This is a genomic window from Pelovirga sp., from assembly GCF_059864205.1.
Window position 1 is genome coordinate 1 of the sequence record NZ_JCBCBS010000058.1, and the last position, 18,402, is coordinate 18,402.

The 18,402-nt window shown below is 55.5% G+C and carries 14 protein-coding genes; 6 read left to right on the forward strand and 8 right to left on the reverse strand.

Annotation, left to right across the window (positions count from 1 at the left end; genetic code table 11):
• Window positions 1-4 precede the first annotated feature (4 nt).
• The gene (locus AC6F7T_RS03325; RefSeq protein WP_500716569.1) at window positions 5-163 is read left to right on the forward strand and encodes an endolytic transglycosylase MltG; all 159 of its coding nucleotides are present in this window, start codon (window positions 5-7) and stop codon (window positions 161-163) included.
• Window positions 164-244: 81 nt separating this feature from the next.
• Here AC6F7T_RS03325 and AC6F7T_RS03330 read toward each other — a convergent pair whose 3' ends face one another.
• From AC6F7T_RS03330 to AC6F7T_RS03365, 8 genes are all read right to left on the reverse strand, one after another.
• A complete protein-coding gene (locus AC6F7T_RS03330) occupies window positions 245-2,827 on the reverse strand; it encodes a molybdopterin-dependent oxidoreductase (protein WP_500716554.1) in 2,583 nt (860 codons plus the stop codon).
• Between the two features lie 48 nt (window positions 2,828-2,875).
• Window positions 2,876-4,903, reverse strand: coding sequence for an FAD-dependent oxidoreductase (locus tag AC6F7T_RS03335; protein WP_500716555.1), 2,028 nt, complete (start codon window positions 4,901-4,903; stop codon window positions 2,876-2,878).
• A 229-nt stretch (window positions 4,904-5,132) separates the two neighbouring features.
• Window positions 5,133-5,558: a hypothetical protein gene (locus AC6F7T_RS03340; RefSeq protein ID WP_500716556.1), complete on the reverse strand. Its 426-nt coding sequence runs from the start codon at window positions 5,556-5,558 to the stop codon at window positions 5,133-5,135.
• A 30-nt stretch (window positions 5,559-5,588) separates the two neighbouring features.
• Window positions 5,589-6,254, reverse strand: a complete 666-nt coding sequence (rpe, locus tag AC6F7T_RS03345) for a ribulose-phosphate 3-epimerase (RefSeq protein WP_500716557.1) — start codon at window positions 6,252-6,254, stop codon at window positions 5,589-5,591.
• An 18-nt stretch (window positions 6,255-6,272) separates the two neighbouring features.
• Complete coding sequence (gene rsmB, locus AC6F7T_RS03350; RefSeq protein WP_500716558.1) at window positions 6,273-7,631, reverse strand: 16S rRNA (cytosine(967)-C(5))-methyltransferase RsmB; 1,359 nt, start codon at window positions 7,629-7,631, stop codon at window positions 6,273-6,275.
• An 8-nt stretch (window positions 7,632-7,639) separates the two neighbouring features.
• Window positions 7,640-8,614, reverse strand: coding sequence for a methionyl-tRNA formyltransferase (fmt, locus tag AC6F7T_RS03355; RefSeq protein ID WP_500716560.1), 975 nt, complete (start codon window positions 8,612-8,614; stop codon window positions 7,640-7,642).
• Window positions 8,604-9,128, reverse strand: coding sequence for a peptide deformylase (gene def, locus AC6F7T_RS03360; RefSeq protein ID WP_500716561.1), 525 nt, complete (start codon window positions 9,126-9,128; stop codon window positions 8,604-8,606). The genes fmt and def overlap by 11 nt, the downstream gene beginning before the upstream one ends.
• Before the next feature lie 180 nt (window positions 9,129-9,308).
• Window positions 9,309-10,496, reverse strand: coding sequence for an aminotransferase class V-fold PLP-dependent enzyme (locus AC6F7T_RS03365; protein WP_500716562.1), 1,188 nt, complete (start codon window positions 10,494-10,496; stop codon window positions 9,309-9,311).
• Between the two features lie 498 nt (window positions 10,497-10,994).
• Here AC6F7T_RS03365 and AC6F7T_RS03370 point away from each other — a divergent pair, with 498 nt between their 5' ends.
• The 5 genes from AC6F7T_RS03370 to gcvPA all read left to right on the forward strand — a co-directional run.
• The gene (locus AC6F7T_RS03370; protein WP_500716563.1) at window positions 10,995-12,899 is read left to right on the forward strand and encodes a hypothetical protein; all 1,905 of its coding nucleotides are present in this window, start codon (window positions 10,995-10,997) and stop codon (window positions 12,897-12,899) included.
• Between the two features lie 27 nt (window positions 12,900-12,926).
• Complete coding sequence (gene aceA, locus AC6F7T_RS03375; RefSeq protein WP_500716564.1) at window positions 12,927-15,176, forward strand: isocitrate lyase ICL2; 2,250 nt, start codon at window positions 12,927-12,929, stop codon at window positions 15,174-15,176.
• A 283-nt stretch (window positions 15,177-15,459) separates the two neighbouring features.
• Window positions 15,460-16,548, forward strand: coding sequence for a glycine cleavage system aminomethyltransferase GcvT (gene gcvT / locus AC6F7T_RS03380; protein WP_500716566.1), 1,089 nt, complete (start codon window positions 15,460-15,462; stop codon window positions 16,546-16,548).
• Window positions 16,549-16,674: 126 nt separating this feature from the next.
• Window positions 16,675-17,061 carry a glycine cleavage system protein GcvH gene (gene gcvH, locus AC6F7T_RS03385; protein ID WP_500716567.1) on the forward strand — a complete coding sequence of 129 codons (387 nt, stop codon included), beginning with the start codon at window positions 16,675-16,677 and terminating at the stop codon, window positions 17,059-17,061.
• A 56-nt stretch (window positions 17,062-17,117) separates the two neighbouring features.
• Window positions 17,118-18,402, forward strand: a 1,285-nt coding sequence (gene gcvPA / locus AC6F7T_RS03390) for an aminomethyl-transferring glycine dehydrogenase subunit GcvPA (RefSeq protein ID WP_500716568.1), incomplete at its 3' end; no start/stop codon positions are given.

Sequence of the window (18,402 nt, forward strand, 5' to 3'; positions counted from 1 at the left end):
GCCTATTGCCAGTCCGGGACGCCCGGCTCTCTATGCCGCAGTCTTCCCGGAAACTTCCGATTATTATTATTTTGTCTCTCGTGGTGACGGCAGCCACCACTTTTCCCGCACCCTGCGCGAACATAATAACGCGGTGCAGAAATACCTGCGTAATCGACGCTGACCATTTCAGAGCAATATCCTTTTTGCCACAAAAAAACCCGGCAGAACCGGGCTTTTTTGTGCAGGATGTGACGAACGCCGATCAGGCTCGTTCTACCTGAACCGCCGTGCGGTTATCGCCATCGGCCAGCAAGCCAGTGAGGCCTGCTACGGTGAAGTTAGCGCTGCTGTAGATCAATCCTTTAGGAATGTTCGGGGAGATGTTCACCCGGGCAACCACAGAAACACCGGTGATACCCGTTATCTTGAGCTTTTCACCGTCACGCACGGCAACCTCTTTGGCGTCCTCAGCACTGACATTCAGCAGGCCTTCCGGTTCAACTTCACAGATCGCCGGCGCAAAGGTTGTCGTCGTGCCAAAATGGCTCATTGAAGAACCCACCAGCAATTGCAGCCCCTTTGCCTCTTCCTTAACGCTGATCGGCTGATAAACCAGGCTCTTGTTCGTCACCTGATGTCCCTGCTTCAGGCAGGCATACCAGTCCTTGTGGGTAAAACAGATATCCTGGTAGAGATCAGTCAGGGACTGAACCTCCTGAACCACCGCATGCTGGTTGTACAGGGTCGGCGAATTTGTCAGTCGACCGAGCAGTTCAGCAAAGATGGCGGCATCGGCACGGCTCTCACCCACCGGATGAAGAGCCTGACGGACGGTACGGACGGTCTGGTCGAGGGAGGTGAAGCTGCCGTCTTTTTCAGCAAAAGTGGCACCCGGCAGAAGGACCGTAGCCAACGCAGTAACAGCCGAGGGGAAGATATCCTGGACGACAAGTATTTCCAGCTGTTTCAAGGCATTAAACCAGCGTGTACTGTTGGGGAAAGACAGAGGATTGACCGCAGCCAGATAGAGGAAACGGATATTGCCGGCCTCGATCCCTTTAAGAATACCATCGGCATCCAGGCCACCATCCGGCAGTTTGCACCCCCAGGCTTTTTCAAAACCCTCTCTGTTTGCGCCGTAGGACTGATAACCCGGCAGGGATTCGGGGTAAACACCCATATCCAACAGACCCTGGGTGTTGCCCTTTGCGTCGAGGGGGTAGAGCCCGCTCTCATTGCGCAGGGCACCACAGACGATGGCCAGATTGCTGACCGCTGCCGCCTTGGCGACACCATTGCCAGACTTGTGAATATCGGAGCCGAAAATCACCGCAACGTTGGTGGCGTTACCGATCAGTGTGGCGGCCTCCTGCAACTGTTGTAAACTCAGACCGGTTGCGCTGATGATCTGATCCAGATCGACTTTGGCCAGATCTTCTTTGAGTTCATCGAGATTTTCAACGGTACGATTGAGGTAGTCATGATCGACCAAATCCCCCTCCAGCAGTAACTTTGCCAATCCCTGGGCCAGCTCGATGTCACTGCCGGGCTGATAGGTCAACTGGCTGTTGGCAAACCGGGTCAGGTGGATCTGACGCATATTGGCAATAATCAGCTTGCCCTCGCCGCGGCGCACCGCATTCTGAATCTGCCAATCAACGGCAGGGGCTTCAGCACTGGGATCAGCGCCGAAAACCAGCACTGCATCAGCACGCCCAATCGTCTCCAGACGATTACTGGCACCACGCAGACCAATTCCCTTGTTCAGGGCACGCAAGGAACGCAGAGCACCAAAACGGGCTTCTGAATCAATATTGTTGCTGCCGATAGCAGCACGGAACAACTTCTGAAACAGGTAGTTTTCTTCGTTACTTAAACGGGGTGAAGAGAGCCCGGCAATAGCCGCCGGGCCGTGCTCTTTTTTAATTCGCTTAATCTCGTTAGTCAGGTAGCTCAGCGCATCATCCCAGGAAACATCTTTCTCACCAACACGTGGCGTGGTCAGGCGTTTGTCATTGTTGACGTAGCCGTAACCAAAAAATCCACCGATACAAAGGGTCCCCTGATGACTGGTGGTAGCCTCATCGGAGGTGATCCGGTAAATTTCATTGTTTTTAACATGTATATCAATCTGGCACTGGCTTGGGCACAAGGTGCAGATCGATTTGGTTTTACGCAGTTCCCATGGGCGCGCCTTAAACTTGAACGGCTTGGAAATCATCGTCCCGGTCGGACAGACGGACACACAGTTACCGCAATAAATACAGTTTTCAACACGCTTGTCGATGTAGGCACGATCCCCCTTGTCATTGACAAACAAAGCATCGGCACCGATCAGCTCGTGGCAGACCTTGACACACTTTTCACACATGACACAGCGCGAGGGTACCTGCTGAATCAGCGGCCAGTGGTCAATGGTCGGCGGGTTGACATCCTCCGCCTGAAAATGCTGACGATTGACCCCCAGCTCAAAGCAGGTGTCCTGCAGATCACACTCTCCTGCGGCATCGCAGACCGGACAGTCAAGGGGATGGTTGAGCAGAATCAACTCCATAATCTGCTTGCGAATACGGGTCAGGGATTCTGATTGGGTGGTGACAACGATCCCTTCCTTGACCGGGGTATTACAGGCGGTCATGGGACGATCGACGCCGGTGATTTCAACGGCACAGATACGACAGGCACCTGTGGTCGAGATTTTTTTCAGCCAGCACAGGGTTGGAATATGAATATTCAGTTGCCGGGCAGCTTCAAGTATCGTTGAGCCTTGGGGGACCCTTGTCGCCTTGCCGTCTATCGTCAGATTGACCATATTGTGTTCACCTCGAATACTGGCGGACTTCATTTACGGCACGTCATGACAGACACTGCCGTACCCAGCCATTGTATGTTTTTATTGAATTGCAATCATCGAGACCCGGTAGCAGCGCAGGCAGCGTTCAGCTTCCTGTACAGCCACAGTGTCCGTGTAACCGAGTTCAACCTCGGTGTAGTTTCCTTTAGCTGCCCGCTCGCGGCCATGAACCTCGGGCTGATGAAAACGATCGACAGCATCCAGCCAGGAAACCTCCTCGTCTTTATTGTACACCCCCAGATTTGACAGGATATCCTCGTGGAAATCCTCATCGCTCAGATAGGCCTCCCCTTCCTCGAGCCAGCGCTGAATCACCCGGGCAGCGCGGTGGGCATTGCCAACACAGGCGACAACGGTCAAGGGACCGATTTCCGCATCACCGGAGGCAAAGACACCGTCCATATCGGTGACCAGAATCCGCGACAGAGGATTGCCCATGGCATCGTTCAAATCGCGACCTTCAGCATTTTTAAGAGGCACATACTTGGTCACCACGGTGTTCCACTTGGTGATGGCAATGCCGGTGTCCTCGGTGATAAAGGAGAGCTCGGGATCCTGGCCGATGGCCGGGATCAGGGTGTCGCACTCAACGACAAACTCACTGCCTTCAACCGGTTGCGGCCGGCGGCGACCGGAGTCATCCGGCTCCCCCAGCTCCATGCGCACACATTCAACACCGATGACCTTGCGCTGATCGTCAACAATAATCTTTTTCGGCAGGATCAGAAACTCAAACTGCACCCCTTCCTCTTCGGCACCGTCAATTTCCCAGGAATCAGCGGGCATCTCCTTGCGCGTCCGACGATAAAGCAGAATGGCATCGTCGGCACCCTCGCGCAGGGCCACCCGGACGCAGTCAATCGCGGTGTTACCGCCACCGACAACACAGACCCTCTTCCCCATACCGGTCGGTCTGCCCATATAGGCGTCACGCAGAAATTCGATACCGCCGGCCAGAAAGCCCTGATAGCCGTCTTTTTCCCCTTCAACACCCATTGGTTTTGATTTATGAGCACCGGGCGCCAACAATACGGCATCGAATTTTTCCTTGAGTTGCGTCAGACTGATATCGCGGCCGACATGGGTATCGTAGATAATTTCTACCCCCAGGGAGCAGATAATATCGATATCGCGCTGGAGGACATGGCGCGGCATGCGGTACGCCGGTATGCCGACTGCAATCATGCCACCGCCGAACCCTTCGGGCAGGGATTCATAGATGGTGCAGGGATAGCCTTCCATTGCCAGATAATAGGCAGCAGCAAGACCGGCCGGACCGGCACCGACAATGGCAACTTTTTTACTTTTACGCGGTTTGGGCTGCAGCGGTGGTTGGTGATGATGCTTCCATTCATAATCAGATGCGGTGCGCTTGAGCACCATGATACTGATCGGATTATCCACATTGGCACGGCGGCAGGCAGTTTCGCAGGGGTGGGGACAAACGCGACCGCAGACTGCCGGCAACGGCATGCTCTCACGAATCACCTCAAGGGCTTCGCCGAACTGGCGGTCCTTGATCGCTTCGATATAGGCAGGGATGTCGATGTGGGCAGGACATTTGTCCTGACAGGGGGCGGTCAGTTTGACCTTGTAATCAACGGCTACCGCTTTGCGCGGAGTGCCATTGATGTAGGCAAGGTAATCATCGCGGAAGTGCTTGACCGTATCTACGATGGGAACGGCTGAACTCGGGCACAGGGTGCACTTGCAGTTCTGCAAGACTTCAGCAATCTGCTCGATCGTTTCCAGATCGCTCTCTCGCCCCTTCCCAGAGACGATCCGCGTCATGGTGTCCTGCATCACGCGGGTCCCTTTTTTACCGGGTGAGCACTTGGCACAACAGAAATCTTCCTGAACCCGGCGGGCGTATTCTGCCGCCATGGCAACCACATCGACATTAGGGTCATTGAGAATCAGGCCATCCCAGCCCATAAAGGCGGCAATTTCTTTCTGGCCATCAAAGGTTACCGGAAGTTTCTTTTTGGCGACCGGCACTTCGGCATCGCCACCCTGGCGATTATCAACAACCTGTCTCCCCCAGCTGGAAAATGCAACTTTCGACAAACCGGCCTCCTTTGACCTGCTTCGACCTGCCCTGACACTGGAAGATCGAGAACCCCGCAATGGGGCGGAAAAGCCAGATTTTCTGGCGATTTTTTACTCACTGGATCGTATACAGTATGCAGGTAGATAACACAAACCAGGGTTTTAAATCAAGCCAATTTTCCCGGAAAAACGCAGTAAAACAAGCACAAAAACAAACAAAAACAAATTGTTGTAACTGCCGGCGGTACTATCTATTCCACGGCAGGGGCGGTGGTGGATTGCTGACCAGCCACACCCTTTCTGCAGCAAAACGACTCGGCTGTTTCTGCCACTGCTGCACCCAGGTCCAGCGCTCAATCCGGCTGGAGGGAAGACGATAATAGTCAAGCTGATAAGCGATCTCGGCAACCCCATCGGTCGCTCCAGGATGGATATTCTGGATCTGGCTGTCGACCACGAACAGGTCGGGATCCTCTTTGAACTGCTCGAGAAACGCTGCACGCTGCTCTGCCTCGACGTACTTGGCGGCACCATACCAGTCCTTCCAGCGCATAGCTTCGGTGAAACGCTCAGCGATTTGCGGCAGACTGGCTGTCTCGCCACCTGTCAGGGCAGCACAACCGGACAACAACAGACAAACGATAGAGAATGACAACAACGAAAAACGGCGCATGAGGCTCTCCCATTGTTTTTTCAGATTAAATCAGCCCCGGGCAGCGCAGGCGTTAGCGCGCAACTGGCGAATGGTTGCGGCGTAATCGCCGGTACCGAAAACCGCACTGCCGGCGACAAAAACATCTGCGCCGGCGGCAGCGATGCGCTCAATATTGTCAATCTTGACCCCGCCATCAACTTCCAGCTCAATCGGCATGCCGAGCTGGTCGATGCGCTGACGCAGTTGCGCAATCTTCGGCAGACAGTTTTCAATAAACGACTGACCGCCAAAACCGGGATTGACCGTCATCAGCAACACCAGGTCGAGATCGGGCAAGATCATGTCGAGGGTTGACAGAGAGGTCGCCGGATTAAGGGAGACGCCCGCTTTCTTACCAAGGGAGCGGATCAATTGGATGGTGCGATGGAGATGGGTTGTTGCTTCAACGTGAACGACAATCAGGTCAGCGCCGGCCCTGGCAAAGTCACCGACATAGCGATCCGGATTCTCAATCATCAGATGAACATCAAGGGGCAGGTCGGTGACGCGGCGCACGGCATCGACCACCAACGGGCCGATGGTGATGTTGGGGACAAAATGACCGTCCATGACATCGATGTGAACGTAATCGGCTCCCCCCTGCTCAATGGCGCGGATTTCGTCACCAAGGCGGGAAAAGTCGGCAGACAGGATCGAGGGGGCAATTTTCATCATGGTGATATCCTTGCTATTTTACTCTCTGCGGCGCAACCGCGCGGCAAAAAATGCGTCCATCCCGTCATGACAATGGGGGTAGGTGCGCAGGGTTCCAACAGGGGTAAACAATGGCGCCCAGTGCGCCGGCAACTGTGCGGGCAAGGGATCCAGGGTAAAGTTTGGGTGTTCAGCGATAAAATTATCGATCACATCATCCGACTCGATGTGACTGAAGCTGCAGACCGAGTAGAGCAACAAACCACCGGGTCGCACCAGTGTCGCCGTTTGTGCGAGCAGGCGCTGCTGTAACCTGGCCAACCGGCGCAAGTCGGCGGCGGTTTTATTCCAGCGCCCCTCCGGGTTGCGTCGCAGCACGCCAATACCACTGCAGGGGGCATCAAGCAGCACCCGATCGAAACTTTCAGGGGTGAGAAAATCAGCCGCTACCGCCATGTCCCAGGCGTGGACGCTGATATGGCTGCACCCCAAGCGGCGCGCCCCCTGCTCAATCAGCTTGACCCGTTGGGGTGACTTATCGACGGCGACGATCTCGGCCTGATTCGCCGTCAGCGCTGCCAGATGGGTGGTTTTGCCACCGGGCGCGGCACAGGCATCGAGAATGCGCTGACCGGGACGGGCATCAAGCAGGTGCGCCATCAGCATACTGGCTTCATCCTGAACCTGGTAGAGCCCTTCGTCATCCCCCGGCAACCGCTGTTCGCCGCGCCGTTCCAGTACTACCCCTTCCGGCGCAAAGGTGCAAGCACTCGCCTCGTGACCGGCGGCGCAAAGGAGCTCGAGGAAACTGTCGCGATCGGTTTTGAGGGTGTTAACGCGAACGCTCTGGCGCGCCGGCTGGGCCAGAGCCTCGCCGAGGGCGCGCGCCTGCTGATTGGGGAGCAGACGCATCACTTCTTTCGCCAGCCAGGTCGGCAGGCTGCAGACCCGCTCCAGATAGGGGCGAACCTGCTGCGGTTGCGGCCAGGGGATGTCATCGCGCCCGCGGTCAAGGGCACGCAGCACGCCATTGAGAATGCCGGTGAGACTGGCCAATCCAAGTTTGCGCGCCAACTCGACAGTAGCATCGACTGCTGCGTGGGCCGGCACCCGATCCATCTCCAACAACTGATAAGCGCCGATGCGCAGCAGCCACTGGAGCTCACTTTGCAAACGCGGCAAGGGTTGGTTGCAAAAACAACTGAGGGCAAAGTCAATCCGCCCGCGCAAGCGCAGCACGCCATACACCAGTTCGGTGACAAAACGCCGGTCGCGCTGGTCAAGGGTACAGCGCTTCAATTCACTGTCGAGGACCAGATCAGACCAGGCACCATCGGCTACGCGCAGCAGCACAGTGTAAGCGATATAACGGGCGTCCTGTTGGGAGGGGCGTATCAAGGGGATAGTTATCCTTCAGGGTCAATCGGGGTGGCAGCGGTGGACTCTAGACGGGTGCCTACCGGCAGCGGATAACCGCTGAGGAACTCACGCGCGGTCAGACGTTTTTTGCCCGGCAACTGTAGTTCACCGATTATCAGTGTGCCCTGTCCACAGGCAACAATGACTCCTGTGGCCTCGGCGCGCAATACCTCCCCCGGTGCGCCGGAGCCCTCTTCACTCATGCCGGTACAGGCGATTTTGAGCATCTGACCGTTCAGATAGCTATAGGCACCAGGCCAGGGATCGAGGCCGCGCACCTGATTATGAATCTGGCGGGCGCTACGGTTCCAGTCGATGAGGCCATCTTCCTTGCTCATCATTGGTGCATAGGTACTTAAGGCATCGTCCTGCTCTTGCGGGCACAACTGACCGGCGCAAATCAGCTGCAGGGTTTCTTCCATCGCTTCACGCCCAAGCAGGGCAAGGCGGTCGTGTACTTCCCCGGCAGTTTCAGCAGGGCCAATGGGCGTGCTGCGCTTGACCAGCATGGCGCCGGTATCGAGCCCCACATCCATCAGCATGGTGGTCACCCCGGTCACATTTTCACCATCGACAATCGCCTTGTTGATCGGGGCGGCACCACGATACTTGGGGAGCAGCGAAGCGTGAACATTGATACACTGAAAGCGCGGAATTTCGAGCACCGACCTGGGCAGGATCTGACCATAAGCCACCACCACGATCAGATCGGGGGCCAGCCGGCGCAATTCCTCCACCGCTTCGGGTTTACGCAGACGCTCAGGTTGAAACACCGGCAACTGGTGGGCAAGGGCAAGCTCCTTGACCGGTGACGCCGCCAGCTTCTTGCCACGCCCTTTTGGACGATCCGGCTGGGTATAGACCCCGACCAGATTGACGCCGGCGTCGAGCAGCCCCTGCAGAGTCGGCAGGGCAAACTCCGGAGTGCCCATAAAGACGGTGCGGATCTGCTCAGGCTTCATGTTCATTTTCCTGTTCTTTGAGCATTTTCAGATATTTTTTTTTGAAGATCGAGCGTTTCAGCGGTGACAGGCGATCGACAAAGAGGATCCCCTCAAGATGATCGATTTCGTGCTGAATGCCAATCGCCAGCAGTCCGTCAGCATGACGCTCATGAACCTGCCCGGTCGGGTCCTGATATCTCAGGGTGACCTCCTGATGACGCTTGACCGCTGTGCAAAAACCGGGAATCGACAGGCATCCCTCTTCTTCGTAGGACTCTCCCTGGGCGGCAATAACTTCCGGATTGACAGCAACAACCAGATCGGCCGGTTCATCAGAGCCTGAGCAGTCCAGCACAATCAAGCGCAGCAGTTCACCAACCTGGGGTGCCGCCAGACCAACACCGGGCGCATCATACATGGTCTCGACCATGTCCTGCGCCAGCCGTTTCAGGGTTTCATCAAACACCGTCACCGCTTGCGATTTCTGTTTGAGCAGCGGCTCAGGGTAGTGGAGGATTTGTCTTATTGCCATTGCACTATCTCCATCCGACAAAAATGTGCCGGAATTCGTTGATTCATGTGACGGTCTGCGCAACCGCTTATTGTTCGCACAACCCCTCATTTTAGAGACATGTGCAAGCGGGGTCAACAGCAATGGCGACAGAACCTTTTCTGTCGCCCTGATGATGTGACTGTCGTGGAACCGGGCTATTCAGCAGGCAGCTGAATAGAAATTCATGGCCGCTTTGACGCCGGCGCCCTGTTTGATTTCGGCCCCCATGTGGCCAAGAACCGCATCCATTGCTCCCAGGCAGTAGAGAACATTTTTCTGGTTGCAGCTATGCCCCATCAACCCGATCCGCCAGACCTTGCCGGCCAGAACACCCAAGCCGGCACCAATTTCCAGCTGATACTCTTGCAGCAACCGGGACCGGACTGCTGCATCATCTGCACCGGCAGGAATAACTAGCGCATTCAATTGCGGCAGTCGTTCATTTTCCGTAACAAGAAATTCCAGGCCCATAGCTGCAAAGCCGGAACGCAGCGCATGATGGTGATATTGATGGCGTTGCCAGGCGTTTTCAATCCCCTCTTCACGCAGAATCAACAGGGCCTCGTGCAGACTGTAGAGAGCGTTGACCGGAGCCGTATGGTGATAAGCGCGCTTTGCCCCTTGTCCCCAGTAACCCATCACCAGGTTGAGATCAAGAAACCAGCTTTGAACCGGCTGCTTGCGGCTGGTGATTTTTTCCTGCGCGGCGGCACTGAAACTGACCGGCGAAAGACCGGGAACGCAGGAAAGGCACTTTTGCGACCCGGAGTAAACCGCATCAATACCCCACTCATCAACCAGTAGCGGAACCCCACCCAGGGCCGTTACTGCATCGACGATGGTCAAACAGCCGAATTGACGGGCCAGGGCGGTCAGGGTTGGTGCATCGGAAAGGACTCCGGTAGAGGTTTCAGCCTGGACGAAGGCAACAATCCTGGCATCAGGATTGGCTTTGAGGGCGGCCTCAAGCTTGTTGGCATCAACCGCTTTTCCCCATTCATCATCTACAGCAATAACCGTCCCACCGGCGCGCACAACGTTCTCTTTCATCCTGCCGCCAAACACTCCGTTCTGACAGACGATCACCTTGTCGCCGGGTTCAACCAGATTGACGAAACAGCATTCCATCCCCGCTGAACCCGGAGCAGAAACCGGCATGGTCAAGGCATTCCCGGTTTTAAAAGCATATTGGATGAGGTGCTTAAGTTCATCCATCAAATCGATGAAACGCGGGTCAAGATGACCAATGGTCGGTCGCGCCAGCGCTTCAAGGACACGCGGGCTGACATCGGATGGGCCGGGACCCATAAGGGTTCGCTGAGGGGGATGGAAGGTTGTGATATGCATGTTTTCTCCTCTTTCGCATAAATGAATCGATCAATTTACCATAGTAACAGACCTGGATCTGCCGGGGGTGCAGATTGCCCGCAGCATCTGTGACGGCAGCAGTGGATGCGGTCAAGACTCCCGTCAGAAGACCGACGGATACTCCTCCAGTGTTTTCGGCGGGGCCAATTATCCCTATTGTCGAATAAAAGTAAAATCATGTTATCAACTTTCACTTCGGGAAGGTTTGATCTGACTAAAAATGGGAAAAACCACAAAAAGCGCGAGAAAACCTATTATTACAACAAATATGACTACTTTAGTGGACTTTAGCTTAAAACGGCAATTTCACTATCATTAAAAATTGATAAAAAATAATTTAAAAAGGTGTTCTTTTTTTATCTAAGGGCTTGACCTGAGAACACTAAATGGTCTTTGTTACCACATAGTTTATGACAATGGTTACAAATCGCGTCGATTTTTTTCTTCGTATCCCTGACCCGCAGAAGGAGGAAATTCATGAGTAGAAGCACCCCCGGAACCGTTGAATTACAGATCCGTGATCGCCTTGAACAGGAATATGCTGACATCTACACACCCGAAGCACTGGCAGCCCTGGCCTTCATGGCACAATTCGATGCCGAGCAGAAACGCCTGATGGACGAGCGCACCCGGCGGCGACTGATACGCATGAAAGAAGGACGGAAAATCGGCTTTCTGGATCCACAGTCCGAGATTAGAGGCACCGGCATCCGCGTTCAGGATGCCCGCGACGGCAACTTCGTCGGCGCAGTGATCCCGCACGATCTTCAGCGTCAGTGGCTGCAGGGAACCGGTCCGGCGGCTAAACCCGGAGTTCCGATCAAATCAAGTCTGCGCAATGTCGCCTACGCCCTGCTGTCCGGAGCTGACGGCTGGATGTTTGACGGTGAAGATGCCCTGGGGCAAACGCGCACCCTGTCCCTCGATAACCAGCGCAGTCTCAAACTGGCCATCGCCCGGGACCCGCAATTCCTTGAGGTTGCCGAGTCCGTTGCCCAGGAAATGAACAGCTGGGCCCGAGGCTTCTTCGGCCGCGATATCATCACCGACTGGCGCATGCAGCTGGATTTTACCACCAAAATATTCAGGGCGCGCGGTCTGCACCTGGATGATCGTCACGTTCGATTGAATGGACAATCATTCTCCGCGTCCATCGTCGACATGACACTCTATGTCGTCAATAACCACAAGAAGTTGCATGCGGCAGGTTCGTCCATCGTTCTGTACCTGCCCAAAATCCAGACAGCCGAAGAAGCCGGATTCTGGAACCGGCTCCTCACCGCCCTTGAAACCCATCTGGGTCTTGCCGCAGGAACCATCAAAACCTATGTGCTGGTAGAACAGCTTGAGGCAACCTTCCAGCTGATGGAAATCCGCGCGGCACTGGGGCGGCATTTTGTCGGCTTCAACACCGGTCGCTGGGACTATATCAACAGTGTCTCCGATTCCAATTGCTGGGACCCCGACTTCATTAATCCGAATATCGAATCCATCGTCATGACTTACGGCTACATGCGCAACTACGAAGACCGGGTGCGCCGTGCCGTTAATACGCCGGATAAAAACGGTAACTATGCCCTCTGGCAGGGGGGGATGGAACCCAACATTCCAGTGGGATCGGAAGCTGGAGTAACCGGCAGCATGACCAAGGCCCGTGCCGGAGCCGTGCGTGAACAGCAGCAAGGGGCCAGCGGCAAGTGGATTGCCCACTGGAAAATGGCCCATATCATCCGCCCGGTGTGGGAAGAAGTGGGCGAAGCCAACCAGATGGGACGACCCTTCCCGCGTCTTACCTACACCGCAGAAGATGCCGCCGGACTGACATTGCTGGAGCCGGCACCACGTACCATTCGCGGGGCACGCAACCTGCTGAGCGTCGCCCTGCAATATGGTAACGCCTTCGGCCAGGGACTGCAGGCGGCGGCGCTGAAGCCTGCCGACTTTTTCGGCAACGATGACATTCTCTACCTGATGGAAGATATGGCGACCGGAGAGATTCGTCTGAGCATCCTCTGGGAGTGGATTCACAAGGGCGCGGCACTGACCGAGGATGATGCCGAAACCGGTCTGCGGGCCGGTGATGTGTTCACCATGGAAATATTTGAACGCCTCCTCGAGGAAGAATATGCCAAGCTGCTTGCGGCCGACAATCGTGATGTCTACGACCACTCGAAAACCACCACCCTGCCGATTTCCCGGGCCATTGTTGAAGCCTACGTACAGGATCCGACCAAGGTTCCCTGGTTTATCGACCTGCTGAATATCAACCTGAACAACATGAATATCGACACCGCCAAAGAGCGGATCGCCCTTTATTTCAATACTTTTCAAGAAGAGGGCAGACGCATCACGGAAAATCTGGATACGCTGCCCAGCAAATAGTGATGAAGACTAGCAGAGGAGACCAACATGAGCACATTCAAAGATGAAGTAGTCGCAACCAAAGCCTGGTTTGCTTCACCCCGGTTCGCGGGCATCACCCGACTGTATACCGCTGAACAAATCGTGGAACAGCGCGGGACTATTGCCGTTGAATACACGATTGCCCGGGACGCAGCAGAGGCGTTTTATCCGCGCTTGCGTGAAAAGTTCAGTGCCGGCCAAGCAATCACGACCTTCGGCCCGTATTCGCCGGGGCAGGCAGTGACCATCAAGCGCATGGGGATTGAGGGTATTTATCTGGGGGGCTGGGCAACCTCCGCCAAAGGCTCCAAGCAGGAAGATCCCGGACCGGACCTTGCCAGTTATCCCTTAAGCCAGGTTCCCGATGAAGCCGCACCACTGGTACGGGCACTGCTGGCGGCAGATCGCAATCAGTATTTCCTGCGACTGCGCATGAGCGATGAAGAAAAGAAACAGATTCCCGAGATCGATTACCGTCCCTTCATCATTGCCGACGCCGATACCGGCCATGGTGGCGATGCCCATGTGCGTAATCTGATCCGCCGCTTTGTTGAAGCTGGTGTTCCCGGTTACCACATTGAGGATCAGAAGCCGGGGGTTAAAAAATGTGGTCATCAGGCCGGCAAGGTTCTGGTACCGGTAGATGAACAGATCAAACGCCTTAATGCCGCCCGCTTCCAGCTGGACCTGATGAAAGTCAGCGGGATTATCGTTGCCCGGACCGATGCTGAAGCCGCGACCTTCCTCGATGGCCGGGGCGATGAACGCGATCACCGCTTTATCCTTGGCGCAACCCAGGTCAATGTCCCCAGCTACAAGGTGGCCTTTCTGGCGGTGATGCGGCAGTTCTTCAACAAAGGCATTACCGAGATTAACGGTCACCTGATGTACCGGATTTCGGATACTGCTTATAGCGCAGCGGATGCATGGCTGGACAAATCCGGCCTGTCGAAAGAAATTGACCGACTGATCAACACCCTGCCATCACACTCCACCCTGGATATCAATAATGCCCTCGACAATGCGGCAACCCGCCTGCTCGATATGTGGCAGATGGACGCCAACATGAAGACCTACGGTGACGCCGTTGCCGATGTCATGGCCTTTCACCTTGATGAAGGGGCTGAGCTGCCCATGAGCATCGATGAGTGGTACGCCTTTGTCGGAACTGCTTCGGTTGAGGAGTGTCGTGAAAAGGCCCGGGGCATGGGCTTCAATATCGTCTGGAACTGCGATATCGCCCGCACCCCTGAAGGCTATTACCAGGTCCAGGGTGGCATTCCTTACGCCATCGCCAAGTCACTGGCGGTTGCCCCCTTTGCCGATATTATCTGGATGGAGACCAAAACCGCCGATCTGCACGACGCGAAAATCTTTGCCGATGCCATCCATGCCGTTTATCCTGATAAGATGTTGGCCTATAACCTGTCGCCATCCTTTAACTGGGACAGTACCGGCATGAGCGAAGAGGATATGCGCCAGTTCCCGGTTGAACTGGGGAAAATGGGCTTTGTCTTCAACTTTATCACCTATGGCGGCCATCAGGTCGACGGCATGGCGGGTGAAGAGTTCGCCCAGGCCCTCAAGGAAGATGGCATGTTAGCTCTGGCCCGCCTGCAACGCAAGCTGCGCCTGGTCAATTCGCCATACAAAACGCCGCAAACCTACGTCGGTGGCCCCCGCTCCGACGCCGCCCTGATGGCGGTTACCGGTGGCACCGCTACCACCAAGGCGATGGGTAAAGGTTCAACCCAATTCCAGCACCTGATCGAAATCGAAGTGCCCACCCGACGGCTCGAAGAATGGCTGAAGATGTGGACCGACCATTATGGTCTCGGCGGCGACCTGCGCATTGCTTTACGCCCCCATACCGCCGGATCCGAGTTGTTGGAACTGAAGGTGATGTCTAAAGAGGACATCACAGCAAATATCGTCTTTGCTGTTCTTCAGGATCGTCGTGGGCGCAACATGTTGTCTATCCGTGACCAGAACACCTTTCGCTCCGATTTTCGCAAGAAACGCCTGATGTCCCTGATCACCCTGTTTCTGATTCATCGCTACAAGGCAGTGTCGGTTCATTACGTCACCCCGACGGAAGACAACCACCGTCTGGCCGAGGGAATGCAGGCCCTTGGACTGTTCAGCGATATCCGTACCGAGGTCGGTGAAATCATCGTCGCCCAGGTCAACGGTGAGCGCATCAAGCAACTGCTTCAGGAACAGGCTGAACTGAACAAGCTGATTATTAAGGGCTAAAATCAGCACAGTGAGCTTCATCAAACAGAACAATGACAGACATCGCCCCACCCTTACGTTACAGGGTTGCCGGTGTCTGTCATTTTTGCTTCACACCCGAGCCTGATGCCCCGCAGGAACACCTATCCCTTTTTTAATCATCAGCAAAGAAAAGATATACAGATGTTCCGGAGATTTGCTAAAAAGGATGTAACTGTTGAGCATGAGATCGGTGATCCTGCCCCCAGAACTACAGCTGAATAGTTACCATGAGGAATCTGTGGTCGACATCAGGAGGATATGAATGAAAAAAACTCCCTTGAATGCTGTACACCGGCAACTTAAAGCACGGATGGTTGATTTTGGTGGCTGGGACATGCCGGTGCAGTACAGCGGCGTGATCGCCGAACACCAGGCGGTCAGAACCGCAGCAGGGCTATTTGACGTGTCGCACATGGGGGAGATCGAAGTCAGCGGCCGTAGCGCCCAGGAATTTCTTCAGTATGTCACCACCAATGACCTGACCAGACTCACCGACGGACAGGTTCAGTACAGCGCCCTGTGCTATGAGCATGGTGGCGTGGTCGATGATCTGACCCTCTATCGCTTCACTGGCGAACGCTTCATGCTCTGCGTCAACGCCGCCAACATCAGTAAAGATCTGGCCTGGCTGCTGTCCCTGGCCACATCAGGTAACTATGCCGATCTGACAATATCCGACGACAGCGACCACTATGGCCTGCTCGCCCTGCAGGGGCCGCAGGCCCAGTCCATTCTGGCACCACTGACCTCCGTCAATCTCGATGAATTGAGCTATTATCATTTCACTGCGGCAACGGTGGCCGGCATCGACCTGGTGATTTCCCGCACCGGCTATACCGGGGAAGACGGCTTTGAGTTGTACTGCCCGGCAGATTCTACCATAGCGCTGTGGCAGGCGCTGATGCGGGCCGGATCCCCCCTGGGGCTGATCCCCTGTGGTCTTGGTGCACGCGACACCTTGCGGCTGGAAAAAGGCTACGCATTGTACGGTCATGAACTTTCAGCAGAAATCCTGCCCCTCGAAGCGCGTCTCGGGTGGATTACCAAACTTGACAAGGGGGATTTTGTCGGCCGCGCGGCACTGCACAAAGCCCGCGAACTGGGTATCCAGCGTCAACTGATCGGCCTTAAACTGACGGTTCCAGGCGTTCCACGCCAGGAATATCCGGTGTTATGTGACGGACAAACAATCGGATTCGTCACCAGCGGCACCAGTTCACCGACGTTAAAACAGGGAATCGCACTGGCCCTGGTTGACAGCCAGTCAGCAGCCACCGGAAAGTCATGGCAGATTGAAATTCGCCGGAGCGCCAAGGATGCCGAAAAGGTCACCCTACCTTTTGTGAAATAGAAAGATATCTGTGTCATCCTGCACACCGATCGCAGGATCCAGGTTGTGCAATAAAATTAAATTGATGGACGTAACAGTTTCAACAATCAGATATCCCGTCAGGGACTGATTTCACCCAAGGAGGAGATGATGGATTTTCCCGAGGAATTGAAATACACCGAAGAGCATGAATGGATCGCCATTGAAGCGGACATCGCCACTATCGGCATCAGTGATTTTGCCCAGAACCAGCTAGGAGATGTGGTCTTCGTCGAACTGCCGGAAGTTGGTGACGAACTTGAGGCCGGCAAACCCTTTGGGGTGGTCGAATCGGTCAAGGCGGTTTCCGATGTTTATTCCCCCTTAAGTGGCGAGGTCATGGAAATTAACGAGGACCTGCCCGATGCCCCGGAGTTGCTCAATACCTCCCCCTATGAGGACGGCTGGATGATCAAGATCCGCCTGAGCAACCCGCAGGAGCTTGGTGATCTGCTGGATGCCGCTGCCTACCAGGAACTGGTGGCTGATGACTGATTTTTAGCCACCAGCCAGGCGACTTTATCCCCGCAGCACTGGTCGAAAGGAGTTTTATGCGCTATCTGCCCCATACCGACGCTGATATCAAGCAGATGCTCGCCACTATTGGTGTCGCCGCTACGGAGGCCCTTTTTTCCGGCATCCCGGCTGACTGTCGCCTGACCCGCCCCATCGATCTGTCCCCGGGGCTGGCGGAAACCGATATCCTCAAGGAATTACGCCTGCTGGCGGCAAAAAACACCCAGGTTTCCGACTGGACATCCTTTCTCGGGGGTGGCGCCTACAATCATTTTATTCCGGCGGTGGTCGACCATCTGGTCAGTCGCAGCGAGTTTTACACGGCCTACACCCCTTACCAGCCGGAAATCAGTCAGGGAACCCTGCAGGGGATCTTTGAATTCCAGACCATGATCTGCCAGTTGACCGGGATGGACATGGCCAACGCCTCCATGTACGACGGCGCCTCGGCCTGTGCCGAGGCGGTGCTGCTGGCGGTCAGGGCGGCAAAAAAGCGCAGCCGCGTGCTGATATCCGCCGCTCTGCATCCCCATTACCGCCAGACCATCGCCACCTACTGCCGCTATCTCGATATTGAGCTGATCACCATTGAAGCCACCAACGGAGTAACTGCGATTGAGCAGGTCGAACCACTGCTCGATGAACGGATCGCCGCCCTGGTGGTCGGTTACCCCAACTATTTTGGCTGTATTGAACCTCTTGCGGCCCTTGCGACCGGCGTCCATGCCGTCGATGCCCGGCTGATTACCGCTGTTGCCGAACCTCTGGCGCTGGCCTTATTCAAATCTCCCGGTGAACTGGGTGCCGACATTGTCGTCGGTGAGGGGCAGAGCTTTGGACTCCCCTTGTCCTATGGCGGCCCGGGAATCGGATTTTTTGCCGTGCGCGACAAAGACATGCGCCTGCTCCCCGGACGCCTGGTGGGAGAAACCGTCGATCTCGACGGCAAGCGCAGCTTTGTATTGACCCTGGCCACTCGCGAGCAACATATCCGCCGCGAAAAAGCGACCTCCAATATCTGCTCCAATCAGGGGATGTGCGCCCTGATGGTCTCCATCTACCTGGCGCTGCACGGCAAACAGGGGCTACGCCAGCTGGCTGAAATCAATTCTGCCCGTGCCGCCTGGCTGGGCGAGCAAATTGCGCAACTTGACGGTTTTGCCCTGCCTTTTAAAACACCGGTATTCAATGAGTTTGTGGTGACTTGCACCGAGCCGGTTGCCGATCTCAAAAAACACCTGGAGCAACAGAAGATTCTTGCCGGCGTGGCCATCGGCCGCGATTACCCAGGTCTTGAGTCCGGCCTGCTGATCTGTGTTA